General features: G+C 65.3%; 27 protein-coding genes and 1 pseudogene. 13 read left to right on the top strand and 15 right to left on the bottom strand.

All coding sequences use genetic code 11. The features are described from left to right. The first annotated feature begins 216 nt into the window (after positions 1 to 216). A complete protein-coding gene (locus AC1DGI_RS06110; RefSeq protein WP_079550332.1) occupies positions 217 to 384 on the top strand; it encodes a DUF3117 domain-containing protein in 168 nt (55 codons plus the stop codon). Between the two features lie 87 nt (positions 385 to 471). On the opposite strand, the gene AC1DGI_RS06105 is transcribed toward AC1DGI_RS06110, so the two are convergent. Then, complete coding sequence (locus tag AC1DGI_RS06105) at positions 472 to 1104, bottom strand: O-methyltransferase (RefSeq protein WP_441402447.1); 633 nt, start codon at positions 1102 to 1104, stop codon at positions 472 to 474. Positions 1105 to 1370: 266 nt separating this feature from the next. Between AC1DGI_RS06105 and sigE the strand changes: the two genes are divergently transcribed. The 3 genes from sigE (at position 1371) to AC1DGI_RS06090 (ending at position 3636) form a co-directional block, all read left to right on the top strand. Continuing rightward, positions 1371 to 2003 (top strand): RNA polymerase sigma factor SigE, encoded by a 633-nt coding sequence (gene sigE, locus AC1DGI_RS06100; RefSeq protein WP_441402448.1) that lies wholly within the window; start codon positions 1371 to 1373, stop codon positions 2001 to 2003. A gap of 7 nt (positions 2004 to 2010) precedes the next feature. Continuing rightward, positions 2011 to 3156: a hypothetical protein gene (locus tag AC1DGI_RS06095; RefSeq protein WP_476898123.1), complete on the top strand. Its 1146-nt coding sequence runs from the start codon at positions 2011 to 2013 to the stop codon at positions 3154 to 3156. A 102-nt stretch (positions 3157 to 3258) separates the two neighbouring features. Beyond that, the gene (locus AC1DGI_RS06090) at positions 3259 to 3636 is read left to right on the top strand and encodes a twin-arginine translocase TatA/TatE family subunit (protein ID WP_476898122.1); all 378 of its coding nucleotides are present in this window, start codon (positions 3259 to 3261) and stop codon (positions 3634 to 3636) included. Positions 3637 to 3677: 41 nt separating this feature from the next. Here the strand turns inward: AC1DGI_RS06090 and AC1DGI_RS06085 are convergent, their stop codons facing one another. From AC1DGI_RS06085 to AC1DGI_RS06075, 3 genes are read right to left on the bottom strand one after another with little or no spacing between them, the layout of a single operon-like run. After that, positions 3678 to 4829: an Mrp/NBP35 family ATP-binding protein gene (locus AC1DGI_RS06085; RefSeq protein WP_476898121.1), complete on the bottom strand. Its 1152-nt coding sequence runs from the start codon at positions 4827 to 4829 to the stop codon at positions 3678 to 3680. Further along, positions 4826 to 5599 carry a DUF1003 domain-containing protein gene (locus tag AC1DGI_RS06080; RefSeq protein ID WP_476898120.1) on the bottom strand — a complete coding sequence of 258 codons (774 nt, stop codon included), beginning with the start codon at positions 5597 to 5599 and terminating at the stop codon, positions 4826 to 4828. Before AC1DGI_RS06080 ends, AC1DGI_RS06085 begins: the two co-directional genes overlap by 4 nt. After that, the gene (locus tag AC1DGI_RS06075) at positions 5592 to 6875 is read right to left on the bottom strand and encodes a magnesium transporter MgtE N-terminal domain-containing protein (protein ID WP_441401888.1); all 1284 of its coding nucleotides are present in this window, start codon (positions 6873 to 6875) and stop codon (positions 5592 to 5594) included. Before AC1DGI_RS06075 ends, AC1DGI_RS06080 begins: the two co-directional genes overlap by 8 nt. Positions 6876 to 6952: 77 nt before the next feature. Between AC1DGI_RS06075 and AC1DGI_RS06070 the strand changes: the two genes are divergently transcribed. After that, positions 6953 to 7825 (top strand): YflT domain-containing protein, encoded by an 873-nt coding sequence (locus tag AC1DGI_RS06070; protein WP_476898119.1) that lies wholly within the window; start codon positions 6953 to 6955, stop codon positions 7823 to 7825. Positions 7826 to 7928: 103 nt separating this feature from the next. On the opposite strand, the gene AC1DGI_RS06065 is transcribed toward AC1DGI_RS06070, so the two are convergent. After that, a complete protein-coding gene (locus AC1DGI_RS06065; protein WP_441401890.1) occupies positions 7929 to 9518 on the bottom strand; it encodes an aminopeptidase P family protein in 1590 nt (529 codons plus the stop codon). Between the two features lie 71 nt (positions 9519 to 9589). On the opposite strand from AC1DGI_RS06065, the gene AC1DGI_RS06060 reads away from it, so the two are divergent. Both AC1DGI_RS06060 and AC1DGI_RS06055 read left to right on the top strand, forming a co-directional pair. Further along, positions 9590 to 10435, top strand: coding sequence for a PHP domain-containing protein (locus AC1DGI_RS06060; RefSeq protein ID WP_476898118.1), 846 nt, complete (start codon positions 9590 to 9592; stop codon positions 10433 to 10435). Next, positions 10435 to 11052, top strand: a complete 618-nt coding sequence (locus AC1DGI_RS06055) for a MarC family protein (RefSeq protein WP_476898117.1) — start codon at positions 10435 to 10437, stop codon at positions 11050 to 11052. The genes AC1DGI_RS06060 and AC1DGI_RS06055 overlap by 1 nt, the downstream gene beginning before the upstream one ends. Before the next feature lie 67 nt (positions 11053 to 11119). Here the strand turns inward: AC1DGI_RS06055 and AC1DGI_RS06050 are convergent, their stop codons facing one another. Beyond that, positions 11120 to 12064: a DNA-methyltransferase gene (locus tag AC1DGI_RS06050; protein WP_476898116.1), complete on the bottom strand. Its 945-nt coding sequence runs from the start codon at positions 12062 to 12064 to the stop codon at positions 11120 to 11122. 7 nt (positions 12065 to 12071) lie between these two features. Next, positions 12072 to 13808 carry a DEAD/DEAH box helicase gene (locus AC1DGI_RS06045; RefSeq protein ID WP_476898115.1) on the bottom strand — a complete coding sequence of 579 codons (1737 nt, stop codon included), beginning with the start codon at positions 13806 to 13808 and terminating at the stop codon, positions 12072 to 12074. A 455-nt stretch (positions 13809 to 14263) separates the two neighbouring features. Between AC1DGI_RS06045 and AC1DGI_RS06040 the strand changes: the two genes are divergently transcribed. The 3 genes and pseudogenes from AC1DGI_RS06040 to AC1DGI_RS06030 form a co-directional block, all read left to right on the top strand. Beyond that, on the top strand, positions 14264 to 14950 hold the full coding sequence (locus AC1DGI_RS06040; RefSeq protein ID WP_476898114.1) for a hypothetical protein: 687 nt from the start codon (positions 14264 to 14266) through the stop codon (positions 14948 to 14950). Between the two features lie 35 nt (positions 14951 to 14985). After that, positions 14986 to 15492, top strand: coding sequence for a hypothetical protein (locus tag AC1DGI_RS06035; protein WP_476898113.1), 507 nt, complete (start codon positions 14986 to 14988; stop codon positions 15490 to 15492). Then, positions 15429 to 15722: pseudogene (locus tag AC1DGI_RS06030) on the top strand (hypothetical protein); the annotation flags it as partial. The gene AC1DGI_RS06035 and the pseudogene AC1DGI_RS06030, both read left to right, overlap by 64 nt. Positions 15723 to 15769: 47 nt before the next feature. Here the strand turns inward: AC1DGI_RS06030 and AC1DGI_RS06025 are convergent. The 4 genes from AC1DGI_RS06025 to AC1DGI_RS06010 all read right to left on the bottom strand — a co-directional run bounded on the left by AC1DGI_RS06025 (position 15770) and on the right by AC1DGI_RS06010 (position 19045). Further along, the gene (locus AC1DGI_RS06025) at positions 15770 to 16483 is read right to left on the bottom strand and encodes a hypothetical protein (protein ID WP_476898112.1); all 714 of its coding nucleotides are present in this window, start codon (positions 16481 to 16483) and stop codon (positions 15770 to 15772) included. 336 nt (positions 16484 to 16819) lie between these two features. Further along, on the bottom strand, positions 16820 to 17071 hold the full coding sequence (locus AC1DGI_RS06020; RefSeq protein WP_441402667.1) for a hypothetical protein: 252 nt from the start codon (positions 17069 to 17071) through the stop codon (positions 16820 to 16822). Next, a complete protein-coding gene (locus AC1DGI_RS06015) occupies positions 17064 to 17462 on the bottom strand; it encodes a hypothetical protein (RefSeq protein WP_441402668.1) in 399 nt (132 codons plus the stop codon). The genes AC1DGI_RS06020 and AC1DGI_RS06015 overlap by 8 nt, the downstream gene beginning before the upstream one ends. Positions 17463 to 17998: 536 nt before the next feature. After that, complete coding sequence (locus tag AC1DGI_RS06010; RefSeq protein WP_476898111.1) at positions 17999 to 19045, bottom strand: IS110 family RNA-guided transposase; 1047 nt, start codon at positions 19043 to 19045, stop codon at positions 17999 to 18001. Positions 19046 to 19363: 318 nt separating this feature from the next. Between AC1DGI_RS06010 and AC1DGI_RS06005 the strand changes: the two genes are divergently transcribed. The 3 genes from AC1DGI_RS06005 (at position 19364) to AC1DGI_RS05995 (ending at position 21794) form a co-directional block, all read left to right on the top strand. Beyond that, positions 19364 to 19957 carry a hypothetical protein gene (locus AC1DGI_RS06005; protein ID WP_441403003.1) on the top strand — a complete coding sequence of 198 codons (594 nt, stop codon included), beginning with the start codon at positions 19364 to 19366 and terminating at the stop codon, positions 19955 to 19957. An 807-nt stretch (positions 19958 to 20764) separates the two neighbouring features. Further along, positions 20765 to 21013, top strand: a complete 249-nt coding sequence (locus AC1DGI_RS06000) for a hypothetical protein (RefSeq protein WP_476898110.1) — start codon at positions 20765 to 20767, stop codon at positions 21011 to 21013. Between the two features lie 94 nt (positions 21014 to 21107). Continuing rightward, positions 21108 to 21794, top strand: coding sequence for a hypothetical protein (locus AC1DGI_RS05995; RefSeq protein WP_476898109.1), 687 nt, complete (start codon positions 21108 to 21110; stop codon positions 21792 to 21794). A 44-nt stretch (positions 21795 to 21838) separates the two neighbouring features. On the opposite strand, the gene AC1DGI_RS05990 is transcribed toward AC1DGI_RS05995, so the two are convergent. The 4 genes from AC1DGI_RS05990 to AC1DGI_RS05975 all read right to left on the bottom strand — a co-directional run bounded on the left by AC1DGI_RS05990 (position 21839) and on the right by AC1DGI_RS05975 (position 24200). Continuing rightward, positions 21839 to 22432, bottom strand: a complete 594-nt coding sequence (locus AC1DGI_RS05990) for a class I SAM-dependent methyltransferase (RefSeq protein WP_476898108.1) — start codon at positions 22430 to 22432, stop codon at positions 21839 to 21841. A gap of 45 nt (positions 22433 to 22477) precedes the next feature. Further along, positions 22478 to 22933: an N-acetyltransferase family protein gene (locus AC1DGI_RS05985; RefSeq protein ID WP_476898107.1), complete on the bottom strand. Its 456-nt coding sequence runs from the start codon at positions 22931 to 22933 to the stop codon at positions 22478 to 22480. Positions 22934 to 23339: 406 nt separating this feature from the next. Continuing rightward, on the bottom strand, positions 23340 to 23708 hold the full coding sequence (locus AC1DGI_RS05980; protein WP_476898106.1) for a hypothetical protein: 369 nt from the start codon (positions 23706 to 23708) through the stop codon (positions 23340 to 23342). Positions 23709 to 23831: 123 nt separating this feature from the next. Next, on the bottom strand, positions 23832 to 24200 hold the full coding sequence (locus AC1DGI_RS05975) for a hypothetical protein (RefSeq protein WP_476898105.1): 369 nt from the start codon (positions 24198 to 24200) through the stop codon (positions 23832 to 23834). Positions 24201 to 24231: the final 31 nt, after the last annotated feature.

Raw genomic sequence — 24231 nt, 5'->3', positions numbered from 1 at the left:
CTTTGCGGGCCGGTGGTGCCGCATTCCCGCCGGCGTGGGAAAAGTCCAACGATTAGCTACAAGCGCGTAATTACGGGATAATGGACCGTAAGCAACGGAAAACTGAGTGTTGAGCCACGGCGGCCGCCATCACGGTCGTCGGGACGCATGTGTGACCAAGCGGACACAGCCCGGCCGGGCTGGTAAGTCACGGGACTACTGGAGGGGATATTCCTCATGGCGGCTATGAAACCACGCACCGGCGACGGCCCTATGGAAGTGACCAAAGAGGGCCGCAGCCTGATCATGCGCGTCCCGCTCGAAGGCGGAGGGCGGCTTGTGGTCGAACTCAACGCTGCAGAAGCGACAAACCTCAAGGAATGCTTGGTCGGCGTTACTGAATAACTTTTGCTGTCACATGAAGGGGCCCGTTGCCGGTAGGCGGCGGGCCTCCTTTTGCGTGAGTCCGGGATGCTTCTTGCCGGGCTGATTCTATTTCTTGACCGCCACCAGCAGACCGTCGCCGGTGGGAAGCATGGCGGAGGCGAGGCGGTCGTCGTCGCGGATGGACTTCCCGATCTGCCGCAGTACCACGGTGGTTGCCTCCCGCGCCGCCGGGTTGGAGACCCGGTCCTTGTCCAGGGCGTCGTTGACGATCAGCAGGCCGCCGGACTTGAGCAGCCGGATGGCCTGCTCCACGTACCTCGGGTAATTGGGCTTGTCAGCGTCGATGAACACCAGGTCGTAGGCGCCGTCGGTCAGCCGCGGCAGCACATCGCCGGCACGCCCGGAGATGGTGCGGGTGCGGTTGGCCGGGCTGCCGGCCTCGTGGAAGGACTCCCGGGCGGCACGGAGGTGCTCGACGTCGACGTCGATCGTCGTCAGGACCGCCTGCGGGCCGAGCCCCCGCAGGATGCAGACGCCGGAGACGCCCGCGCCGGTGCCGATTTCCACCGCCGTCTGCGCCTTGGAGGCTGCGGCGAGGACCGTTAGGACAGCACCGACGCCGGGACCGATCGGAGTGACGCCCAGTTCGAAGGACCGTTCGCGAGCGTGCAACAAAACCTCATCCTCGGCAGGCAGATCTTCTGCGTAGGACCAGCTCGTGGACTTGTCGGCGCTCATTGGGTATCGCTTTCCGGGCAGGAGGGGAGTGTCCCATACAGCGTACTGTGTTCAGTGCCCCCTTCACGTGCTGCGGCCCGGTGCCGCGGCTCGGTGCCGCGTTCCGCCGTGGGCGGAAGACACGCCGGCGTCAGGAAATTCTCAGCTAATTTTGAAATGATGGTGATCCGCTCATCCGCGAGGTGATCGGCGTCGAATCAAGGGTGACGGAGCTTGCAGCCGCAAGCCCATCCGGGCGTAGGGACCATCCGCGAGGGGAGTGGACAATGTCGGGTAGGGCAGCTGTCCCTGTAAATGACGAGTCGCAACCCGCGGCCGAGGCCGAGTGGGTCAGGCCGACGTGGGAAGAAGTGGTCACCAACCACTCCGCCAAGGTGTACCGCTTGGCGTACCGGCTCACCGGCAACAAGTTCGACGCCGAGGATCTCACCCAGGAAGTCTTTGTCCGGGTGTTCCGCTCGCTGGAGAACTTCAAACCGGGCACCCTAGACGGCTGGTTGCACCGCATCACCACCAACCTCTTCCTCGACCAGGCCCGGCGCAAGAGCCGGATCCGCTTCGACGCCCTGGCCGAGGACGCCGAGTCCCGCATCCCGGGCCGCGAACCCGGACCCGAACAAAGCTTTGAATTCAACAACCTCGACCTCGACGTGCAGGCCGCACTCGAGGAGCTGCCGCCGGACTTCCGCGCCGCCGTGGTCCTTTGCGACCTTGAGGGCCTGTCCTATGACGAGGTGGCCGCGGCGCTGGACGTCAAACTCGGCACAGTCAGGTCCCGGATCCACCGAGGCCGGACGATGCTGCGCGAGAAGCTCGCCCACCGCGACCCGAGGCCGGCGGCCGCGAAGCAGCCGCTGAAGCCGCGGCTGAAGATGCCACGCATCGCCGGCCTGCTCTGAACAGGCAATGGGGCAGCTGAAACACTTCGTGGGTGGCCTTCAGTGCCGGTTCCTCGCCCGCACACCGGGCAGCGTCCGGCTCGGTGCGGCGCCGCTCAACGACCGCGCCCTGGCACGACGTCGAGAGCACCTTGAACGGTGCGCAGCGTGCCGCACCCGCGCGCAGCGCGAACAGCAATACCTCGAGCGGCTGCGCGGCGCAGCCGTGCCCGTCGCCAGCGAGGACCTGACCGCCCGCTTGCTGGCACGCACGCACGAGCTTGCCGTCGGGGAGGAGCACACGCCGTCTGGAACCGCGCCCGGCCAGGAACGGGACACGGCCCCGTCGCAGCAGACCTTGCCGCACCGCACCGTCCCTCAGCAGGGGCTGCCCCCGTGGCCGGCCCGGGCGAGGCCGCTGCTGCTCGCCCTCCGGATTGCCGCCGGCATGGCCGCGGCTACGGTCCTGATGGGCGGCGCCACCTACGCCCTGGGCAGCCAGGCCGCACCGTCCGCCGACGGCGCCTTCAGCTCGGCCTTCCCCGGGCAGCTCAGCGTCCCGGCGCTGTCCTTCGAAACCGTGGCCGGGGCGGCGTGGTCGCTCAGTGGTGAGCCCAATGTCGTGCCCCCCGATGCGCTGAGCGCCGGGCAGCTCTCCGCGCTGCGCGGCAGAGGCTGGGCCTGCCCGGAACTGCGGGAGCTCGGCTACCATCTCGTCTGGGCCCGCGGCGGTGTCGCCTTCGGCTCGCAGGTCCTGGAGCTCCGCCTCACCGACGGCGCGCACTTTGCCACCGTCCTGGAGCAGCATGCCGCAGCAGGACCCAGGACCGGCGGCGCAGGCGGGGCAGGGCAGCCGGACCCCGCAGCGCCGGTCAACGTCCTCACCGGCCACCAGGCCGCCGCGGATGGCTTCGTGGCCGCCGGGGTGGGGCCCGCCGCCGCGGCGGCCGGCACGCTCTGGGTCAACAGGCAACCCCCGTTCCGGGCCATCTACCGCACGCCGGACGCCACATTCACCTACGTCTCTGAGCTCCCGGAAGAACAGGCCGAGAAGGGCGTCAGCGCCCTCGCGCACGCCGGTCCCGGCCCGGCGGAGGTGCCTCAAAACGGCGAAGAGGTACCGGTCCGGCTGGAGCGGGGCCTAGGACGGATTGCGGAGCTCTTGGCCCGATGAGCGGACACAACGACCCCGCGCCTGAGTTGCTCCCTCGACCGGGTTGCGGTCGGGGCTTCGCCGAATCGTCGCACGCCTGACTGAGAGGGTAATCTTCCTAGAGTGTTTGGAATCAACGGACCGGAGTTCATTCTTCTGCTGATCATCGGCCTACTGGTGATCGGCCCCAGCAGATTGCCCGAATACACCCAGAAGCTGGCCAACATCGTCAAGGAAGTCCGGCGGATGGCCTCCGGAGCGCGCGAGCAGATCAAGGAAGAAGTCGGCATCGACATCGACGATGTGGACTGGAAGAAATACGATCCACGGCAATATGATCCGCGCCGGATCATCAAGGAAGCCCTGCTTGAGGACGACTCCAAGCCGATGAGCGCCGGAGCGCCGGCTGCGGTTGCCCACGCCGAGGAGCGGCCGCCGGCGCGCGTCGTCGAGCGGCTTCCGCCGGGCGCCCCCGCCCCATTCGACACCGAAGCCACCTAGAGGCAGCCCGGCCCGGTGGACCCGTCAGCACGACTGACGGGTCAGCGGGGCTGCAGGCCCAGCGACATACCCTTGAGCCCGCGGGGGCTGGACGCCAGCGTTTCGGCAATGTCCGCCAAGACCTGCGCGGCTGGTGTTTCTGGGCGGCCAAGTACCAGCGGGACGCCCGTGTCCCCGCCTTCGCGGAGCAGCATGTCGAGCGGGATCTGGCCCAGCAGCGGCACCTCGGAGCCAACTGTCGCGGAGAGCCGCTCGGCGAGCACGGCGCCCCCGCCGCTGCCGAAGAGCTCCATCCGGCCGCCGTCGGGCATTTCCAGATAGGACATGTTTTCCACGACGCCGGCCACGCTCTGGCCGGTCTGCACTGCGATCGCCCCGGCCCGCTCCGCGACGTCGGCGGCGGCGRCCTGCGGGGTGGTGACGACCAGGAGCCGGGCCTTCGGCAGCAGTTGCGCCACCGAGATGGCGATATCACCCGYTCCCGGGGGCAGGTCCAAGAAGAGCGCGTCCAGGTCACCGAAATATACATCCGTGAGGAACTGCTCGAGGGCGCGGTGCAGCATCGGTCCGCGCCAGGCCACCGGTTGGTTTCCCGTGACAAACATGCCGATCGAGATGACCTTGACGCCGTAGGCCACCGGAGGCAGGATCATGTCGTCTACCCGGGTTGGCGCCTGGCTGATGCCCATCAGCGCCGGGACGGAAAATCCGTAGACGTCCGCGTCGACGATGCCCACGCGCAGCCCCTGCGCCGCCAGAGCGCAGGCCAGATTGACCGTTACCGACGACTTTCCAACCCCGCCCTTGCCGCTCGCAACGGCGTACACCTTGGTCAGCGAGCCCGGGGCGTTGAACGGGATGCCGCGGCGGCTGCCCGGTCCGCGCAGCTGCTCCTTGAGAGCGTCGCGCTGCTTCTGGTTCATCACCTTCAGCTCGACCTCGACGCCGGTCACTCCAGGCACCGCGGCCAGCGCCGCTTCACAGTCGGCTGTGATGGTGCCGCGCAGCGGGCAGCCCGCGATCGTCAGCAGCACGGTGACCCGCGCCCGGCCGGCGTCGGAAACGTCCACAGCCTCCACCATGCCGAGTTCCGTGATGGGGCGTCGGAGTTCCGGGTCTATCACGGTGGCCAAGGCCGCGCGCGCGGCCTCTGCCAGGGGGGACGCCCCGGAGGCTCCTGGCGGGGTGCTCATTGCGGGCTTTGCTCGGCTTTCGGGGAGGTGCGCGGGGCGGACGGCGGCGTGCTCTCCGGGGCGCCCATTGTGCCGGCTTCGGGGAGGTCGCCGGTTTCGGCTTCCTTCCTGGCGTCGGCCCGGACGCGCGGGATCTGCTGGGTGCGGGAAGCCCGTTGCTTGTCCCGGCGGTCCTTAATCTTCTCCTTGACCTTGTCGCGCGGGGACTCAAGCACGCTGACCGAGGGGTCATGGCTGCGCAGATCATGCTGCGCCTCCAGCATGTCTTCCAGCAGGCTGCGCAGCTCGGCCCGGACGTAGTCGCGGGTTGCGACCTCGCGCAGGGCGATCCGCAGTGAGGCCAGCTCCCGCGTCAGGTATTCGGTGTCCGAGAGATTGCGTTCGGCACGCTGGCGGTCCTGTTCCAGTGAGACGCGGTCCCTGTCGTCCTGGCGGTTCTGGGCCAGAAGGAGCAGGGGTGCGGCATATGAGGCCTGCAGGGAGAGCATCAGGGTCAGGAGGGTGTAGCCGAGGTCCCGCGAGTCGAACTGCCACTCCTTGGGCGCAAAGGTGTTCCAGACCAGCCAGAAAACGCAGAACACGGTCATGTAGACCAGGAACGTCGGCGTGCCCATGAATCGGGCGAAGCCTTCGGTGGCGTGCCCGAAGGCGTCCGGGTTCGGGGAGAACTTCGGCAGGATCCGCTGGCGCCCGCTCAGCGGGGTGTCGAGGCTGCCGGTCCGTGATCCAGGGGCGGCGGTGGAGTTCCGTGGCGTGTTGATGTCAGCCAATGCGGCCTCCTAGCTTCCTTATCGGGGCGTCGTCCTCGTGGGCGCGCCAGTCATCGGGCAACAGATGATCAAGCACGTCATCGACAGTCACCGCCCCGACAAGCCGGCCGTCCTCGTTGACCACGGGGAGCGAGTTGAGGTTGTAGGTGGCCAGGGCGCGGGCCACTTCGCTGATGTGGGCCTGGTCCGAGACCGGTTCGAGGTTTTTGTCCACCAGGTTGCCCAGGGGCTCCGGCGGCGGGTAGCGCAGCAGTTGCTGGATATGCACGACGCCGAGAAAGCGCCCCGTCGGCGTCTCCAGCGGCGGCCGGGTGATGAAGATCGAGGAGGCCAGCGCCGGGGAGAGTTCCTCGCGCCGGACGTGGGCGAGTGCCTCGGCGACAGTGGCTTCCGGGGGGAGGATGACCGGGACCGGGGTCATCAGGCCGCCAGCGGTGTCCTCGTCATATTCGAGCAGGCGGCGCACGTCTTCGGCGCCTTCCGGTTCCATCAGCTGCAGCAGTTCCTCGGCCTGGGCGCTGGGGAGCTCGGCGAGCAGGTCGGCGGCGTCGTCGGGGTCCATCTCCTCGAGCACGTCGGCGGCGCGCTCGACATCCAGGGCAGAAAGGATCTCCACCTGATCGCCTTCGCGCATTTCCTGCAGCACGTCGGCAAGGCGTTCGTCCTGGAGTTCGCTGGCGACCTCGAAGCGGCGCTTGTCGCTCATCTCCTGAAGGGCCTCGGCGAAGTCGGCCGGCTTCAGATCCTCGTGCGTGGCGACGAATTGCGTGGCGGCCTGGGGCTCGTTCTTTGCGCCCTGCTGGGCATCGGCCCAGTCGATGATCAGGGTTTCGTTGCGCCGGAGCCGGCTCAGCGGGGAGAGCGAGTGGCCGCGCCGGACGAAGAGCTTGCTGACGATCCAGTCGCCGGAGCGGTGCCGGTCCATGGCGATGTCCTCGATGGTGGCGTCCCCGCTGCCGTCGGCGAGGGTCACCCGGCGGTCGAACAACTCGGCGACCACCAGCGTCTCCGCGCCGCGCTGCTCGAACCGGCGCAGATTCACCAGCCCCGTGCAGATGACCTGGGTCTGGTCGATCGAGGTGATGCGGGTCATCGGCACGAAGACGCGCTTCTTGCCGGGGACTTCGACCACGATGCCGACCACGTGCGGGGCGCCGCGGTTGCCGCGGGAGAGCACCACGACGTCGCGCAATCGGCCCAGACGGTCGCCCAGGGGGTCGAAGACGTCCAGTCCGAGGAGGCGCGCGACGAATACGCGCGAAAGAGTTGTGCTCACCCCTACAGGCTACCGAGTCTGCTCTCTTTTAGCGGAATTTGCAGGCGTCGCCCAGCTCGATGGGCGAGAATAGGCGTATGTCAAACATTTTTGGTGGTCCAAAGGCCGGCGCTCCCGGCAGCTCGGACGAGTCCCGCGCTGTTCCCAAGGGTGACACCGTCGGTTCCTATAACTCCTACCTGGACGCCCAGAAGGCGGTGGACTACCTCGCGGACCAGCAGTTCCCCGTGCAGTTGGTCTCGATTGTCGGCAACGACCTGAAAATGGTGGAACGCGTCACCGGCCGGCTCACCTACCCCCGCGTTGCGCTTTCCGGAGCGCTGAGCGGAATGTGGTTCGGGCTCTTCGTCGGCGTCATGCTGTCCTTCTTCTCCACCACCCCGGGGTACTTTTCGATCGTCACCTCCGTGCTGATGGGTGCGGCCTTCTTTATGTTGTTCGGCATAGTCACTTACGCCATGCAGCGCGGCAAGCGTGACTTCACCTCGACCAACCAAGTCGTAGCGACCAACTATGACGTGGTGGTGGCCTTCGAAGCTGCCCATGAGGCCCGCCGTCTCCTGCACCAGCTGCCGATGACCCGCCACGACGCCGCCGCGCCGGGTTTCCAGCACTATGACCAGCAGAACCAGCAGCGCCCCCAGCAGCCGGGCCCGCAGCAGCCCGGCCACGGTGCTGCCCCGCAGCGCCCCGCGGGCTGGAACGACCCTTACGGCCAGCGCCCGGCCGAAGGCGGCCAGCAGCAGGCCGCCGGCGACCAGGCGGCGTCGGAATCCGAGCCGGTCCGCTCCTCCGGTGTCAGCTACCCGGATCTGCCGGACGGACGCCCGCAGTACGGCGTACGGGTCAACGAGACCGCCCCCGCCCCGCACGGAGCCACCCAGCAGACTGAAGTACGGCAGGGAGAAGCCGGCCAGGACGCACCTCGCCCGGACAGCGAGCAACGCTAGAGAGGCGCCAGCTCCAGGGGCGCCAAGGCAAGACAAAGGGAGGGTCACCGGCGGTGGCCCTCCCTTTGTCTTGCCCGGTTAGCCGGCTGGCGGCAGCCCCAGGCTACAGCCCGTTCGGCTGGGCCTCGATTTCCTGGTAGATGCCCGCCATCCAGGACTCGACGTCGTCGGCCTTGCGCGGAAGTGCGGCGCTGAGGTTGACCGGGCCGTCCGCGGTCATCAGGATGTCGTCCTCGATCCGGACGCCGATGCCGCGGTATTCCGCCGGGATCCCGAGGTCTTCCGCCTTGAAGTACAGCCCGGGCTCGATCGTGAAGACCATCCCCGGGGTGAGGACACCGTCCAGGTACAGCTCCCGCTTGGCCTGGGCGCAGTCGTGCACATCCAGGCCCAGGTGGTGGCTGGTGCCGTGCGGCATCCAGCGGCGGTGCTGCTGGCCCTCGGCGCTGATGGCCTCCTCGACCGACACCGGGAGCAGGCCCCAGTCGGCGAGCCGCTCGGCCAGCACCGTGGTCGCCGCGGTGTGGATGTCGCGGAACTTGGTGCCGGGCTGGGCGGCGGCGAAGCCGGCGTCGGCGGCGTCGAGCACCGCTTCGTAAACCTTGCGCTGGATCTCCGAGAAGGTGCCGTTGGCCGGCAGGGTGCGGGTGACGTCCGCGGTGTACAGGGAATCGGCCTCGACGCCGGCGTCCAGCAGCAGCAGCTCGCCGGCATTGACCTGGCCCGTGTTGCGGGTCCAGTGCAGCACGGTGGCGTTGTTGCCGCCGGCGGCGATGGTGTCGTAACCGAGCTCGTTGCCTTCCTCGCGGGCACGGGCGAAGAACGCGCCTTCGACCACACGTTCGCCGCGGGGGTGGGTCAAGGCCCGGGGGAGGGCCTTGACCACTTCGGTGAAGCCCTGCACGGTGGCGGCCACGGCCGTCTTCATCTGCTCGACTTCCCACTCGTCCTTGATCAGCCGCAACTCGGAGAGGGCCTCGCTGAGCTTCTCATCAAGCGCGTCCAGGACGCCCAGGTCCAGGTTTTCCGGGTCTTTGGCCGTGTTGTAGCGGGCGGTGTCGACCAGCGCGTCGATGTTCTCGTCGACTTTGCGCACCAGACGGATGGAGATGCCGCCGATCTCCGGAGCGCCCACGTTCTTGGTGATGGCCAGCTCGAGCTCGCTCAGGTCGGCCGTTTCCAGCCCGAGCTGTGCCTTGAATTCGGCGAGGGTCGGCCGGGCGCCGATCCAGAATTCGCCGGAGCGGGAGTCGGCGTAGAACTGTTCCGTGTCCCTGCCGGCCAGCGGACGGAAGTACAGGGTGGCGCTGTGGTGCCCGCCGTCGTCGCCTGTGCCTTCATCCGTGGGCTCCAGGATCAGCACAGCGTCGGGCTCATGGTCCAGGCCCAGACCGGTCAGGTGAGCGAAGCCCGAATGCGGCCGGAAGCGGTAGTCGCAGTCGTTGGAGCGGACCTTCAGCGGGCCGGCGGGGATGACCAGGCGTTCACCTTTGAACAGCTCGGAGATGGCCCGGCGGCGGGCAGCGGCATGGCCGGCGACAGCGTCCAGTTCGGGAAGCTGCTCCCGGAACGGGGCCCAGTTGCTGGCCATGAACGCCTTGAAGGCGTCGGAGTTGGGCCGCTGCGAGCGGTTATTGACGCGCTCCTCGAGGGGCTGGGAAGCGGAGATTGGGGTGTTATCTGCATCGTTCACCGTCCCATCGTCTCACCAGCGGCGCGGCTTAGGCCACCAAGCCGCCGCCACGGATCTACTACGCTGGGCAAGTGAGGATTGACCTGCATGCCCACTCGAATGTTTCCGACGGCACCCAACCGCCCGCGGCCGTGATCGCTTCTGTCGCGGAAGCCGAGCTCGACGTCGTCGCCCTGACCGACCACGACTCGACCGACGGCTGGACGGAGGCGTCCGCCGCGGCCCGGGAACTGGGCGTGGCGCTGGTCCCGGGGATGGAAATTTCCTGCCGGACCAGCGAGGGCATCAGCGTCCACCTGCTCAGCTACCTGCACGACCCGGACCATCCCGGGCTGCTGGCGGAAATCACCAAGGCCAAGGACGCGCGCTTCACCCGGGCCGAACGCATGGTCAGCCTGCTCGCCGAGGACTACCCGCTGAGCTGGGACGACGTCATCCACCACGTGGCCCCCGGCGCCACTCTGGGCCGCCCGCACATCGCCGACGCCCTCGTGGCCGCCGGCGTCGTCGCGGACCGCAGCGAAGCCTTCGATACGATCCTGACCTCGCGTTCGCGGTACTGGGTGCAGCACTATGCGCCGGACCCGGCGCACGCCGTCGAACTGGTCCGCGATGCCGGCGGCGTGCCGGTGTTCGCGCATCCGGTGGCGTCCGCCCGCGGACGGATCGTGGGGGATAAGACCTACCGTGAGATGATCGACGCCGGTCTGGCCGGGCTGGAGATCGACCACCGGGACAACCCGGAGGAGGGCCGGGTGTTCCTGCGCCGCCTCGCCCAGCGGCACGGGCTGCTGGTGACCGGGTCCTCCGACTACCACGGGACCGGGAAGCCGAACCTGCTGGGCGAGAACCTGACGGCCCCGGAGGTGCTGGCCCGGATCGAGGAACTGGGCACCGGGTCGTCCGTGGTGCGCTGATGGAGTGGCTCGACCTGCAGCTCCTGGCCTCCGTGATCGTGACGCTGTTCGTGATCATGGACCCGCCCGGGACAGTGCCGATCTTCATGTCGCTGACGGCGCAGATGAACGCCAAGGACCGCAACATCTCGGCGCTGCAGGCCCTCCTGGTGGCCACCGGCGTGATTGTTGCCTTCGCGATTTTCGGGCAGTCGATCCTGAACTACATGCACATCTCGCTTGCCGCACTGCAGGGTGCCGGCGGACTGCTCCTGGTGTTGATCGCGCTGCAGCTGCTCACCGGGTCCACCAGCGGCGAAGAGAACGCGGCCAAGTACAAGAACGTCGCGTTTGTGCCGCTGGGGACGCCGCTGATGGCCGGCCCGGGCGCGATCGTGGCAGTCATGGTGTTCGTCCAGCGCTCGAGCAGCATGGCGCAGTACCTGGCCGTGGGGCTCGGGATTGCCGTGACGCTCGCGTCCCTCTACCTGGCGATGCGTTTCGCAGGGGTGGTCCAGCGCGTGCTGGGGGAGAACGGCGTCGAACTGGTTACCCGGATCGCCGGCCTGCTGCTGTCCGCGATTGCGGTGCAGATGATTGCCGACGCCGTGCACGCCTTCGTGAAGAGCTGGACCTGACGCAGCCGCCCCCAACTGACTCGCAGTTGTTGTCGTTTTGGGGCCTCAAAACGACAACAAATGGGGGTTAGTTGGGCTGGACGGCGGAGGGCTCGGGCTGGGCAGCGGAAGGCTCGGGCTGGGCGGAAGAGGGCTCGGGCTGGGCGGAAGGCATCGCTGTGAACGTGGCGTGCGCGCCGAGCCGTTTGGCCATGACGTCGAGGGCGGCCTGGTTCTGGTCGACGCAGACGAACTTCCGGTCAAGCTTCGCAGCCACGGCGCCGAGGGTGCCGGAGCCCGCGAAGAAGTCCAGACACCAGTCGCCCGGCCGGCTGGAGGCTGCCACGACTCGGCGGATCAGGCCCTCGGGCTTCTGCGTCGGGTAGCCGGTCTTTTCCTTGCCGGTGGGCGAGACGATGGTGTGCCACCAGACGTCGGTGGGCAGCTTGCCGAGCTCGCGCTTCGCCGGTGTGACGAGGCCCGGCGCCATGTACGGCTCGCGGTCCACCTCGGCGCTGTCGAAGTGGTACTTCGCCGGGTTCTTCACGTACACGAGGATGTTGTCGTGTTTGGTCGGCCAGCGGAATTTGGCGCGGGCGCCGTAGTCGTAGGCCCAGATGATCTCGTTGAGGAAGCACTCGCGGCCGAAGATCGCATCCAGCATGACCTTGGCGTAGTGCACCTCCCGGTAGTCGAGGTGCAGGTACAGGGTGCCGTCGTCGGCCAGCAGCCGCCAGGCCTCCACGAGCCGCGGCTCCAGGAAGGACCAGTAGTCGCTGAACACGTCGTCGTAGCTGTGCAGCGCGCCCTTGATGGTGTCGTAAGAACGGCCCTTGAAGCCGACCCGGTCGCCCGCGCCACCGGTGTTGAACACCATCTTCGTTTCCTGGCGCTTCTGGACCCGGCCGGTGTTGAACGGCGGATCCACATAAATGAGTGTGAAGGCGCCGTCCGGCAGCGACGGGAGGTAGGCCGCGTTGTCCGCGTGTACCACCAGATTGCTGCCGTCCGGCGCCCAGACGGTTTCAGTCATGAAGGGATTAGGCCTCGGCGCTGCGTGCTGCGTGGCTCTCGCCGGTCACCACTTCGCCATTGTGGCGGCGCGTGCGGGTGCGGCGGCGCGCACGGGTGGCCCGGTCTACCTCGGTCGGAACGCTGTTCCTGGCCGCCGGGGCGGCTGCCTCAGCGGGTCCGGCTGCGGTTTCCTTCTCGGGGGAACGACGACGACGCTCGCCCGAGCGGCCGCCGTCGCGCCCACCACCATCGCGGCCGCCGGAGCGCCCGCTCTCGCGCCCGGCTTCACGGGAACCGCGGCCCCCGTCGCGTCCGCTGGCCTTGGCGCCGTCACGTCCGCCGTCGCGTCCGCTGTTTTGTGCGCTGCCGCGCGCGTTCTTCTTGCCGGTCTCGCCGAGGTCCTCAAGGACTTCGGCGTCGACACCGGCGAGCACCCGCTTGTCGCGGGGCAGGCGGCCCTTGGTTCCGACAGGGATGTCCAGTTCCTCGTACAGGTGCGGAGAGGAGGAATAGGTCTCGACCGGCTCCGGGTAGCTCAGGCCCAGGGCCTTGTTGATCAGGCCCCAGCGGGGCATGTCGTCCCAGTCGACGAAGGTCACTGCGGTGCCCTTGTTGCCGGCCCGGCCCGTGCGGCCCACCCGGTGCAGGTAGATCTTCTCGTCTTCGACGCACTGGTAGTTGATCACGTGCGTGACGTCGTCGACGTCGATGCCGCGGGCGGCGACGTCGGTGGCGACGAGGACGTCCACCTTGTTGTTGCGGAAGGCGCGCAGCGCCTGCTCGCGGGCGCCCTGGCCCAGGTCGCCGTGGATGGCGGCGGCGGCGAAGCCGCGGTCCACGAGTTCCTCGGCCACCTTGGCGGCGGTGCGCTTGGTCTTGGTGAAGATGATGGTGCGGCCGCGGCCGCGGGCCTGCAGGATGCGGGCCACGACCTCGATCTTGTCCATGCTGTGGGCACGGTAGATCAGCTGGCGGATGTCGCGCTTGGTCAGGCCCTCGTCGTCCGGGTCGGCGGCGCGGATGTGCGTCGGCTTGGTCATGTAGCGGCGGGCCATCGCCACAACCGGGCCCGGCATGGTGGCCGAGAACAGCATCGTCTGGCGGACCGCGGGGGTGCCGGCGATGAGGGTCTCGACGTCCGGGAGGAAGCCGAGATCCAGCATTTCGTCCGCCTCGTCAAGGATGACCATCTTGACGTTCTTCAGGACGAGCTGCTTCTGCTTGTAGAGGTCAATGAGGCGGCCGGGGGTGCCGACAACAATCTCGACGCCCTTCTGCAGCGACTCAATCTGCGGCTCGTAGGCGCGGCCGCCGTAGATCGTGGTGATGCGGGCGTTGCGCTTGCGGGCCGCGTTCTGCAGGTCGCCGGCGACCTGCACCGCGAGTTCACGCGTCGGCACGATCACTAGGGCCTGCGGGGCGCCCGGGGCCGGGAGCGCGTCGTAGCCCGCGTCCTCCGGTCCGACGACGCGCTGGAGCGCCGGGATGCCGAAGCCGAGGGTCTTGCCGGTGCCGGTCTTGGCCTGGCCGATGATGTCGTGGCCGCTGAGGGCGACCGGCAGCGTCATGGCCTGGATCGGGAAGGGATGCGTGATGCCGGCGTCGGCAAGTGACTCAACAATGTCGGCGCGGACGTTGTAGTCCGCGAAGGACATTTCCGCTATTTCGTGCGGAGTTTCGTCGGAGATGATGGTCTCTTCGGGAACGATCGATTCCATGCCGGATTCGTCCGTCAGAAGCTGGTGCGTGTGCAATTCACTCACAGGGAGTTTCCTTATTCATTTGGGCTGCGCTGCTTGCTCAACGGGGGCGGCGCAGGGCCGTTCCGGAGCACGCTCAGACGCGCGAGCAGGTCCAGTGGAAGCCGATCGCGGGCTATCTGATGCTGGCACTGGGACCAGCGGGTGTGTCTCAAGATCGCGTAGGGGCGGGCTTGTTGAATTCGAAAAACTAGGAAATCAACGACCGGGCATCCATTACTACCCCTCCAGTCTAGCCGTTCGCCGTTCCGAACCTCGACCGGGGCCCGCGGTGCGGCGCGGCACCGCGGCGGCAGCGCCGACACGCCGGGCCGCAGCTGTCCTTTCCGACGTCGGCTGCACGGAGTGTCCACACTCGTCTGCACGACCCCCTACGTATGCGGAAATCTCACCGGGACATCTGGGGCCTGACACTCAATCCCATTTACAGGCACCCTCGTTTGATTCATAGTCGAGGCATGAGACTGGCTGGCATCCTCCCCTCAGACGCTCCTGACCCGCGGGCCGGATGGGCCGAGCGCCTGAAGCTGATGCCCATTCCGGTGATGGGGCTCGCGCCTCAACCATCGTTGGAGGACACCGACAGCGTTGGTGTGACCTATGGCCAAGATGATCGTGGGTACAACGAGATGACGGCGAGCATCACCTATACGCTCTGGCGAAACCCGGATGACCGCTCAGACCCGGTAAACCTCGCGGACCTCAACGAGAAGACACGCAGATCGATCGAGGAAGTTCCGCCATGGCCGCGGCCCCCTTGGCTGATCGAGTACGTGGAGCGCCTGCGTTACCCGCAACTTGAGGAGGCCGTGCGAACCACCTGGCACCGCGATCCATCCGAGCGCTCTTCGCTTCGAAGCCTCCTGGCTGACCACGTCAACCACATCCTCATGAACCAGTACCGGCAGGAGCTCTGGCCCGGCAGCAAACCGTGGGACCAGCACGCACCCGCAGTAACCGGCCGGATGGTCAACGGCCAGGCCAGGACCGTCATCAACGGAGTCGACGTGCCCGGTGCGGAGGTCGATACGGACCCGTTCGTGTACGGCATCGGAGCCCAACTGGCAGGCGGCGGCGTCGTGACCGCAGTGCTTCCACGCGCTGAGCTCAAACGAATCCAGGTCCAGTTCACGACCCGGAGCTAACGGCCACACCCCAGCGTCCGTGAGGAGATCGCCATATGAAAACCCCGGCAGAGGACCGGTGCGCGACGGTGCGCATGTTTCCGGACTATGCCGACAGCGTGCTTTGGTTTGACGACCCCGTTGACTATGACCTCGCCAGCCTGACGCTAGGACTGGTCCGCGACTTGAGGGTCTGGGAACAGTCCTATTACGCGTCACTGACCCCTGACCTCGACTGGAAATCCGCGGAGCTGGCACGCCGGTTCACCGTGGAAGGCAACCGTCTGGCCCGGCGCGTAGCGGATGAACTCGGCGACGGCTACGAAATCGAGTTCACCTCGTACGAGAAAAACGTGCAGGCCCGCCGGTTCCGCGGAACAGGTCCCGCCCTCAACGCCCGGGCGGCTGCCGCGTTCGATGCCCTGGCAGCCGCACGGGGCGCAGAACAGGACAAAATCTCCCGGGCCCGGACAGCAGCCCAGCGCGGAGAAAACACCGGATGGTTCGCCTACTCGCCGCTTTCCGATACCGTCTTCAAGCCACCCCGGGCAGGGCAGGAATAGGCAGGCTGCAAACCCCGACGGACCGACCCGGTCCGGGCCTGGAAAATGTCCCCGCGAGCGTTCGCCGTACGGACCCACAGGCTGATGACACAGACCCCGCCGGAACCTTCAGGAGCATGAAAGCGCTCGTCTATGATCGGCCTGATGGGCATGCCGCGGCTCTGTATGAATGGGCTTCTGTTCACGACTTCCTGGGCAGCGAGATGGAAGCGATTCCCCTTTACCGCCTTGCACTCGACGCTGGTCTCGACTATAGACAACGGACTCAGGCACTCATTCAGCTCGGCTGTCCCGCTGTGCGTGTCAAGAACCGTCCTGCACGCCGGAAGTCACGGACGAGCAGCCCAAACGCGATCACGGTCACTCCCACGCCCAGTGCCATAATCCCTGCGGCAAGTGTGTCGCCGCGCAGGGCAAAGTTGACGGCTTGAGGAATGAAGGTGAGTGGAAAGAACGGCGCAAGGACCAGTTGGGTGGCAAGCCCCTTTCGCAGTTGGACCGCCGCAGCCCGGGTAACAGAAAGATGCTCCGAATCTATAGGGGCCTTCCCTGCAATCTGACGCCGGACCTGCTTTTGTTCCCCACTTTCCAGGGAAAGCAGCACGTTGACCTTCCCCGACTTGGCCGCGGGTGCCACCTTCTTCGAGTTAAAGAGCAACCCACCAACCACGACACCCAGCACCGCAACGAGGAACCCGAACGCCAGAAATGTAGGCCAGACCGACAGCGAGCCACGCAGACCTAAGATCCCAACCGCCGTCCCAACCACCACCAGGAACAGTCCCGCCGGGAAATAGCGCGTGAAATAGGTCTTCACGGCCTCCCCCAAGCCGTTGTCTTCTATGCCCTGGGCTCTTCTTGTGGCATGTGCCCAGCGGTCGTTCGACTCAGCCATGAGATCGTCAATCCCGCTCATCTTGTTCTTCTTCCCCAAACCCAACACGCCTGTGACGCGATGGAACATGGCGATGCGTCCCGTCCAGATTCTCAAATCCTGAACTATGCACGCCAATAAGCCAATGGTTCGCGACAGCTGGTCCTGGCCAACGATTCCGCTCAGGGGGAAGCGTTTTGGATTCGAGGTCTTCGCCTTACCCTGCCTATTTCCCACATCCCGGGTGCCCGAAGAATCTGGACCGAAGCAGCGATTGCAGCAGGACGCGCCAGCTGTCGCCGGCGACCCTGAATGCCAGCGGGACGCCGTCCGACGACAGGCTGACGGCGAGACTCTTCGTGGCGCCAACGCTACGCGGGCGTGAGCCCGGTCGAATGAAGCGGTGGCCACCAGCGTCTCGACTGTGTGGTCTACTGCATCCCAACTGTCGGGCTACTGTAGATCGTCCGGGACGCCGAATCGCCTTCCAATGAGTACGCGAATCGCCGCGAGCAAAGGCTGATCTTCCAGCGCAACACCGTCGCCCCCGTAATGCACGCCCGTTACGTCGCCCACTGCTTCGATATCGAAAAGGTTGAGGACCTCGGCCACGCGCACCTGGTACTCGGTGGGGGTCATTTGGCGAGGGACACGAACCGGAATTCTGCTGAGGGTTCGCGCGACCTCAGCATCGGCTTCATTCACTTGGCGGCCCTTCTGGCGACACCAGGTTGTAGTCACTGCGGCATTTGTCGCCCACGGTCTGGAGGTTTCGAGTGGCTTCCACCCTCCAGTTGACTGAACTGGTTCCGTAGTTGTTGACAGCGGTATACGTGTAGCGCAGGGCGGTGCCGGGGGAGACCTTGACCTGTGCACTGTACTGTTGCGTCCCGAACACCCACACGACCTGACCCGCGGGACAGCTGAGCGAGCCGTTGGCGCCCGTGAAGGCCGCCTGCGCGGGCATCGCCGGTGCCATCGCCAATGCAGCAACGACGCCGATCGCGCCGAGTTTTCGCGTTTTCAATGCTTCCCCCTGGAGCGTCCGGACGGGTTTCGGCGTAAACCGCCGCCAAATGATGATGCACTTTTGCATGACGTTCCGCCATTGTGCAAGGGGCTCAACCCGCCGCTTCACCGCGGCTCTTCTTCAGGTGCACTCGTCGACGGAGCAGAGAGCCGGTCTTCTGGCAATGGCGAAAAGCCGTGCTGCATCAGCTTGACCGTCACCAAAGGTGACAATTAGCGCTGCGGATATGCCGCCCTCTATCGCTGTGATTCACAGTCAACGCGGCCGCGTATGCCGGAGTCACTGCCTGACTCTGGTTGTCCCGTTGAGGGAACTTCTACCGGCCACGACGAGGATGGCTAGTAGCAAGCACCGAGACGGCTTGCCTGGGGTCCCTGCCCAATCCCGAGCAGAGCAAGGGCAGGTAAAACCACTTTTCCACCGGTAGTCATGGGCACGACAAGGCGCAAGTATTCGTGCCGCATTGTGGACTGCATCGACGGCGACTGACTGGTTACGATTTTGCCGATTCCTCCCACGCCGCCGGCCGGGCCCGCCCACAAATCCTCAGCGTCGATGGCGAAGTACGCGGAGGTTTTTTAGAGACCCTTCTATGATGTCTGTCAAGTAAGAAGGGTCTGCAGCTCGCGGAAGATGGCGCGGGCTGTGTAGCGTTTCAGGACACGTTTGATTTCCCGATAGGTGCGGCCTTCACCGGTTCGGCGTGCTGCGTAGAGTCTGGTGGTCTCATCGTGGACCATGCGGACTTTCACGATGATGTCCAGGGCCATGTTCAGCTGCCGGTCACCGTGGCGGTTCAGCCGGTGCCTCACAGTGTTTCCGGAGGATGCGGGCAGCGGGGAAACGCCGGCAAGGGCTGCGAAGGCGGCTTCGGAGCGTATCCGGCCGTGGTGCGAGTACGCGCAGAGGATGACCGCTGCGGTGACCGGCCCAATGCCCGGGCGGGTCAGGAATCCCGGGGCGAGCTGCTCGACGAGTTCCTTCAGCTGGGCTTTCATGCGGCGCAGGTGCCTGTCTGCGTCCTTGACCGCGGCCGCCAGCCGGGCGGCTTCCTGGCGGGCGATCTGCACGTCTACCGTATCGGAGACGCGCTCTCCCCAGCCGGCGATCATCGTGACTTGGGCACCGGTGAGCGCCCTACGGGCATCAACGCCGAGGTTGGTGGTGCGCACCAGCGCGTTGAGGGCGTTGCGGTCAGCGGTGCGCCGTGTGTCCAGGCCCCTGCGGCCGGTCAACAACACGCGAAGAGCCGCGCGGAGCCCGTCGGCACGCGGCACCGCGAGACGCTCCGCTTGCCGGTGCTGAACCTGCCGGGCAGCTTCCAGCGCGTCAATCGGATCGGACTTGCCGACACCGGCCCGGGCTTCCCGTCGCGGTGGCTTCACCTCCGCGACGGGGATACCGGCCGTCTTCAGGGCACGGGTCAGCCCGGCCCCGTAGGACGAAGTCCCCTCAACCGCGGCAAGCACGTTGCCGTTCGTGTTCCGCTTCAACCAGGCGATGGCACGACAGATGGCAGCTGCCGTGGTGGGGAACGATTCGGTTGCCGTGCAGACACCGGTAGAGGTGTCCACGATCGCGTAGGTGTGGGTCCTGGCATGTGTGTCGACGCCCATGACGTGGCCATACTCTTCTGCAACGATAGTCATTGCGGGTCTTTCCTTTCCGGAAGCAGATGCCGTGAACTGGCGCCGGCCTGGAAGGGTTCTTTCGAGGCAGCTCTCTAATGAGTCACAGGTGGCACCCTGGACGACCTTCTATCAAGCCATCGGAAGAGGACAGGCCGGCGCCAGCCCCGCCGAACGGACAGGTCATAAAAAAGACACCGGGACCGGGTCAGAGTCAACGAGAGTCACGTCCAGCAGGACTGGCAGCCATCCTGCCAGCCAGACACCAGGCCAGCCACCACCTATTAGAGAGTCAACGCGCTCTGTTGCTTTTATTCGGGCTAAGCGTAGGGTGCGAGCATGGCGTTGTTCCGGCCTTTGAAGCTTGAGACGGCATTCTTCGAGCCGCAGGCGCTCGGCATCGCCCTGTACATCCGAGATCGGCTAGGGCTCGATCCGGGACTGGGTGGATCTCCCGGCTGCCGGATCGCACCTGCCATCGCGCCCGAGCAGCTTGTCACGGCGGACCGCGACGAGGTTTCCGCTCAGTGGAGCTCGTGGTGGACGACCATCTTCGGCGCGGCGGTGCTGCGCGGGGTTACCGGACCTATCGACTATTACGGGCCTCTGGTGCACGAACCGGAGTTGGGGCGGGTGGCCGAAACGCTGCTCCGCGACGCAATCGGCTGGGTCGCAGCCCAGGCCGACGGGAACGGCGGTGAATGGGGCGGCCCCACCTCGCCAACCTTCAGGCCGTGGGTCGTTCAGGAGCTGGTGCAAGGGTCGAGACCGCGTCTTCGGGGCGCGCATTCGATCGCATTCCTCGTTCTTCCCGTCGAGTGCAAGACCGGTTGGCGCATCGGAGCGTCGTTCTTCGGCATCACCAAACCACTTCTGCACGATCTGACCGCCTTCAGGAAATGGTTTGCTCAACAAATCCCAGAAGGGCTATGAGCTGCAGCGGTCCGCATCGGGCCCCTCGCTGCCTCGCGTACCGAGGCATCACAGGGCCAGAATCAATCATGCATCGCGGTCAGCGCAGTCGTGATCCGGTGGCCGGTTCGATGACTCGAGCGGATGTCCGTTAGCCGATCCCTCACCGGGCACCGTCACATATGTCAATTTCGAATGTCGTCTGCACCGAATGTTAGAGGCCCTCTGCACTGGGACCGCTGAGGAAAGACGCTGCCGGAAAGCGAACGGTATTACGGAATGCCGTCGGGAGGTGCGCCCTTCGCCGCGGAATCAGTGCCGCCGAAGGAGCTAGCGCTGCACGTAGAGTGGATGAATGAGACGCAGTCAGGGATTGTTCGGTTGGCAGGCAACGCGACTCCTATTCGCTGTCGGTGCCTTCGCCGTAATGAGCGGAATCCTTCGAGGGGCGGTCGCCGCGTCCTGGAGCTATTTGTGGCTTATCTTGGCAGGCGTCGCAATGCTGGCTTTGTCTACCCGCGGCCCGTGGGACAGCGAGGAGAGTGGTCGCAACCGATCAGTTCTGGGATTCCATGCTCGAAGCGACCCCAAGACACCTGAGAATCAGCGTCACACCCAGCCGTAAACGGACTCCAATTCGGGCATCGCATTGTCCAGTGGAGGATCGGCTTAAGGGCAGGGATTCCGAAGCCGTTCTTTGGCGGTCATCGGGCCCTTTAGAGGTCTTGCAACTTCGACGTTGCCCCTGCAACACTCAGGTCATTGGCTTCGGCTAGCTGCGCAATAGTCCGGCCAGTTCACCATAAGAGATCGGACTAATCGGTGGCTATGACTTCTCTGACCAAGGCCCGGTTGAGGAAATCGACATTGATCGTTCTAGTGGTATCGATTGTTGCTTTCGTGGTGGCCCTCGCCATCCGGGAGTCGGACAACGGGTCCTCCACATTGCTGACCATCATCTATCAGGGCCTCGGTGCCATCGCGGGACTGGGTACAGCCTTTGTGGTGGTCTTTGTTCCCCTATATGCGTGGCAGGAAAGCCGAAAGAACCAAGGCGAAGACGATCGTTCTCAGTGATCGGCGCGTCCCTAAACCGAACCTGCACCGGGACATTTGGGGCCTGAAATTCATTCCCATTTACAGGCTCCCTCGTTTGACTCATAGTCGAGGCATGAGATTGGCTGGCATTCTCCCCGAAGACGCCCCCGACCCCCGTGCCGAATGGGTCGAGAACTTGAAACTCATGCCTATTCCGGTGCTGGGGCTTATGCCCCAACCGTCGCTGGAGGACACGGACTCCGTCGGTCTGAGCTACGGCCTGGATGATCGTGGGTACAGCGAAATGACGGCGAGCATCAACTACACGCTCTGGCGAAACCCGGATGATCGCTCAGACCCGGTAAACCTCGCGGACCTCGACGAGGCGACACGCAGGGCGATCGAGGAAGTTCCGCCATGGCCGCGGCCCCCTTGGCTGATCGAACAGGTGGAGCGAATGCGCTATCCGCAGCTATGGGAGGCCGTGCGAACCACCTGGCACCGCGAGCTGTCCGAGCGCTCTTCGGTTCGAAGCCTCCTGGCTGACCATGTCAACCACATCCTCATGAACCAGTTCCGGCAGGAGCTCTGGCCCGGCAGCGAACCGTGGGACCAGCACACACCCGCAGTAACCGGCCGGATGGTCAACGGCCACGCCAGGACAGTCATCAATGGAATAGAAGTGCCCGGTGCGGAGGTCGATACGGACCCGTTCGTGTACGGCATCGGAGCCCAACTGGCCGGTGGCGGCGTCGTGACCGCAGTGCTTCCCCGCGCTGAGCTCAAACGAATCCAGGTCCAGTTCACGACCCGGAGCTAACGGCCACACCCCGGCGTCCGTGAGGGGATCCCCTACCGAGCACATCAGCGAACGGCGAGAATCGCCCCATGGGATCGCTGCCCGGTGGTTGTCCTGGCGTGCGTCTCGACCACATCGAAGCCCGCGGCTACCAGCTGGCCGCAGAGATCACTTACCGGCCACTGGTATGCCGGGACGACCACATGATCGAACTTCTCGAGGACGTGACCTTCGAAGAAGCCGATCAGCAGGGCGCCGCCAGGGCTGAGTACGCGACTGAACTCCAAGAGCGGAGTGCGGATCGTGTCTGGCTCATGGTGGATCAGTGAGTACCACGCGAGCACTCCACCCACTGTCCCGGTGCTGACATCGAGGGCATCGAGGCTACCTGTCCGGAACCGAATGCCGGGATAGGCAGAGCGGGCGTGCTCGATGAACTCGGGAACCAGATCCACTCCGAGTGCAGGAATCCCAGCTTCAGTGAGAAAGTTCGTCCAGTGGCCCGGACCGCAGCCAGCATCGAGCACCGCACCCTCGACGCCATCCGCCCAAGTCGCCACCAGCTGACGATCTGAAGGGTGCACGGCACCCATTGAAGCGAAGCGTCCGACGTATTCCGCCGCCCTGCTCGAATACGCATCGCTAACAACATTGACCATGCTTCGAGTCTAAGCAAGCTATGGAAAATGCCCGGCAGCCGTCGCTTATCGGGACGCCTCAAAGAGAATGAGCTCAGACCGGCCGTCGTCCGCGGTCACTCCGCGGATCTCCGAGAATCGGGCGACCGGCCGGAAATTGAGAGTCTCGTGCATCCTGATGGATGCCGTGTTGTGTTCGTTAGTGAAGTAGTAAGCGACCGAAGCCCGAGACCAGATCCATTCCAATCTCGCCCGGGTGAGGGCAGAACCGACTCCTCGCCGGCGGAACCCCGGAGCGACCACCACGCCCCCGAGATAGTGGCCCGCCGGAGAGCTGCCTTCGGGATCCGGGTGGAGATGTGTCTTGGCCACGCCGACGACCTCGCCCTGTGTGACGGCCACCAATACGACTCGGTCGTTCCTGGTGGCGATCATCTCGCTGGTCCAGCGTGTTCGGCCGCTGGCATCACAGACCGCAGTCACACGTCCCAGGTCATCCAGGGTGGCTTCACGAATCTGCATGGCCACAGCGTACCGGGCGAGCCGAAACGCCCCTTCGGTCCTGCCCGTAAGCCGGTCCGCCACCGGTCACACACACCCCTGAACTGCATCATTGCGGACTGGGGTCCAGCGGATGTGACTGTTGGTTCGGAGTGGCGGTTTTTTCACAGCCCGGTTTGGCGGTTTTAGCTGATTCCGATGACGAGTGTTGAGCGTGCCGCCTCAATGACGTCGTGGGTGATGGTGCTGAGCTCGTTGATTTTCATAACCCGTCCTGCGCCAATCGAGTGCGAGGCGCCCAGGACCAAACGTGCTGGGAGGCACCAACCAGCCCTGGAGAGAGGGTGCCGGCACCCGACAACGCCGGCCTGACTTCATCGCACGGCCGGATCCGTGCGGTGAAGTCAGGCCGGCGTCGTACGCCACCCTATTCGCCGGTGTAACCACTCTCGTTAGCGTCCACGTGCCACAGCTGTACGACGCCTTTTAGGGCACCAGCTATTTCTTCGCCTGCGATCGAAAAAGAGGCCTGAATGTTCCGTTCAGGCCAAGAGAAATTCAACTGCAGGCCGCTTGGACTAATCTCACATTCCCACCAGTAATTAAGGATCCAAACAGTGGCCCGCCCCTCGTGATTCATTATCTCGGGGCGTGAAGTTAGCGACTCCTCCTGAGATGCGGTTAGCTGAGGTCCCCTGGTCGGAGTGTTATGCAGGTATGAACTCGCCTCACCGGCAATTTCCCTTTGCTGCTCAACGGCCAGCGGGCCCTTCAGGCGCACGCTGATCTGAGCCATGACTCCATTCGGATAGATCTCCGCAAAATTCAAGGCGCACGCGGCTCCGTTCGAAAGAACGAACCCGCGTCCGGGAATCAGCCCGGGGAGCCAGTTGTGTGGACGCCTAGGCATAAGGAGCTCCTAACAGGTTAGCCAAACAGAACCGCTGCTCTTATCGGTCACACCCCAGTTGTGGTGGAAGGATTCAATGTAGATCTGCGTGTGATACTGCCTGGAGATGGTCGTTCCGCAACCTATCATGCCTGAGTTGTAGCGGTATGTCCCGGTTTCAGTCGAAGTCACCTCGGCCATGAGCGTATACGCCCCTCCACCGTCATGCCGCCATAGGCGGATCGAGCTGACACTGATGTCCGGCTCGTAGTTGCAGAAGACCTCGGCGTTGAAAGTCACCCTGGTCCCGTTCTTGGCAGGATAGTTTGGCTGGAACTTGCAGATGACATCATGAGCATTGGCCGGTGTGGTGGCTAAAAAGAGCAGGCCGATGCTCACCACTACTACCGATAGAAATGACACAATCTTT

Source organism: Arthrobacter sp. 05N428_2, assembly GCF_056397065.1.
The sequence above is the reverse complement of the archived record's forward strand: the minus strand, read 5'-3'. Positions and strand labels throughout refer to the sequence as shown.

Excerpts from the sequence above, each read along its gene's own strand:
- AC1DGI_RS06110 (WP_079550332.1), top strand. The coding sequence starts at position 217 with ATGGCGGCTATGAAACCACGCACCGGCGACGGCCCTATGGAAGTGACC.
- AC1DGI_RS06105 (WP_441402447.1), bottom strand. The coding sequence starts at position 1,104 with ATGAGCGCCGACAAGTCCACGAGCTGGTCCTACGCAGAAGATCTGCCT.
- sigE (WP_441402448.1), top strand. The coding sequence starts at position 1,371 with ATGTCGGGTAGGGCAGCTGTCCCTGTAAATGACGAGTCGCAACCCGCG.
- AC1DGI_RS06095 (WP_476898123.1), top strand. The coding sequence starts at position 2,011 with ATGGGGCAGCTGAAACACTTCGTGGGTGGCCTTCAGTGCCGGTTCCTC.
- AC1DGI_RS06070 (WP_476898119.1), top strand. The coding sequence starts at position 6,953 with ATGTCAAACATTTTTGGTGGTCCAAAGGCCGGCGCTCCCGGCAGCTCG.
- AC1DGI_RS06055 (WP_476898117.1), top strand. The coding sequence starts at position 10,435 with ATGGAGTGGCTCGACCTGCAGCTCCTGGCCTCCGTGATCGTGACGCTG.
- AC1DGI_RS06050 (WP_476898116.1), bottom strand. The coding sequence starts at position 12,064 with ATGACTGAAACCGTCTGGGCGCCGGACGGCAGCAATCTGGTGGTACAC.
- AC1DGI_RS06040 (WP_476898114.1), top strand. The coding sequence starts at position 14,264 with ATGAGACTGGCTGGCATCCTCCCCTCAGACGCTCCTGACCCGCGGGCC.
- AC1DGI_RS06035 (WP_476898113.1), top strand. The coding sequence starts at position 14,986 with ATGAAAACCCCGGCAGAGGACCGGTGCGCGACGGTGCGCATGTTTCCG.
- AC1DGI_RS06015 (WP_441402668.1), bottom strand. The coding sequence starts at position 17,462 with ATGCAAAAGTGCATCATCATTTGGCGGCGGTTTACGCCGAAACCCGTC.
- AC1DGI_RS06010 (WP_476898111.1), bottom strand. The coding sequence starts at position 19,045 with ATGACTATCGTTGCAGAAGAGTATGGCCACGTCATGGGCGTCGACACA.
- AC1DGI_RS06005 (WP_441403003.1), top strand. The coding sequence starts at position 19,364 with ATGGCGTTGTTCCGGCCTTTGAAGCTTGAGACGGCATTCTTCGAGCCG.
- AC1DGI_RS06000 (WP_476898110.1), top strand. The coding sequence starts at position 20,765 with ATGACTTCTCTGACCAAGGCCCGGTTGAGGAAATCGACATTGATCGTT.
- AC1DGI_RS05995 (WP_476898109.1), top strand. The coding sequence starts at position 21,108 with ATGAGATTGGCTGGCATTCTCCCCGAAGACGCCCCCGACCCCCGTGCC.
- AC1DGI_RS05990 (WP_476898108.1), bottom strand. The coding sequence starts at position 22,432 with ATGGTCAATGTTGTTAGCGATGCGTATTCGAGCAGGGCGGCGGAATAC.
- AC1DGI_RS05985 (WP_476898107.1), bottom strand. The coding sequence starts at position 22,933 with ATGCAGATTCGTGAAGCCACCCTGGATGACCTGGGACGTGTGACTGCG.
- AC1DGI_RS05980 (WP_476898106.1), bottom strand. The coding sequence starts at position 23,708 with ATGGCTCAGATCAGCGTGCGCCTGAAGGGCCCGCTGGCCGTTGAGCAG.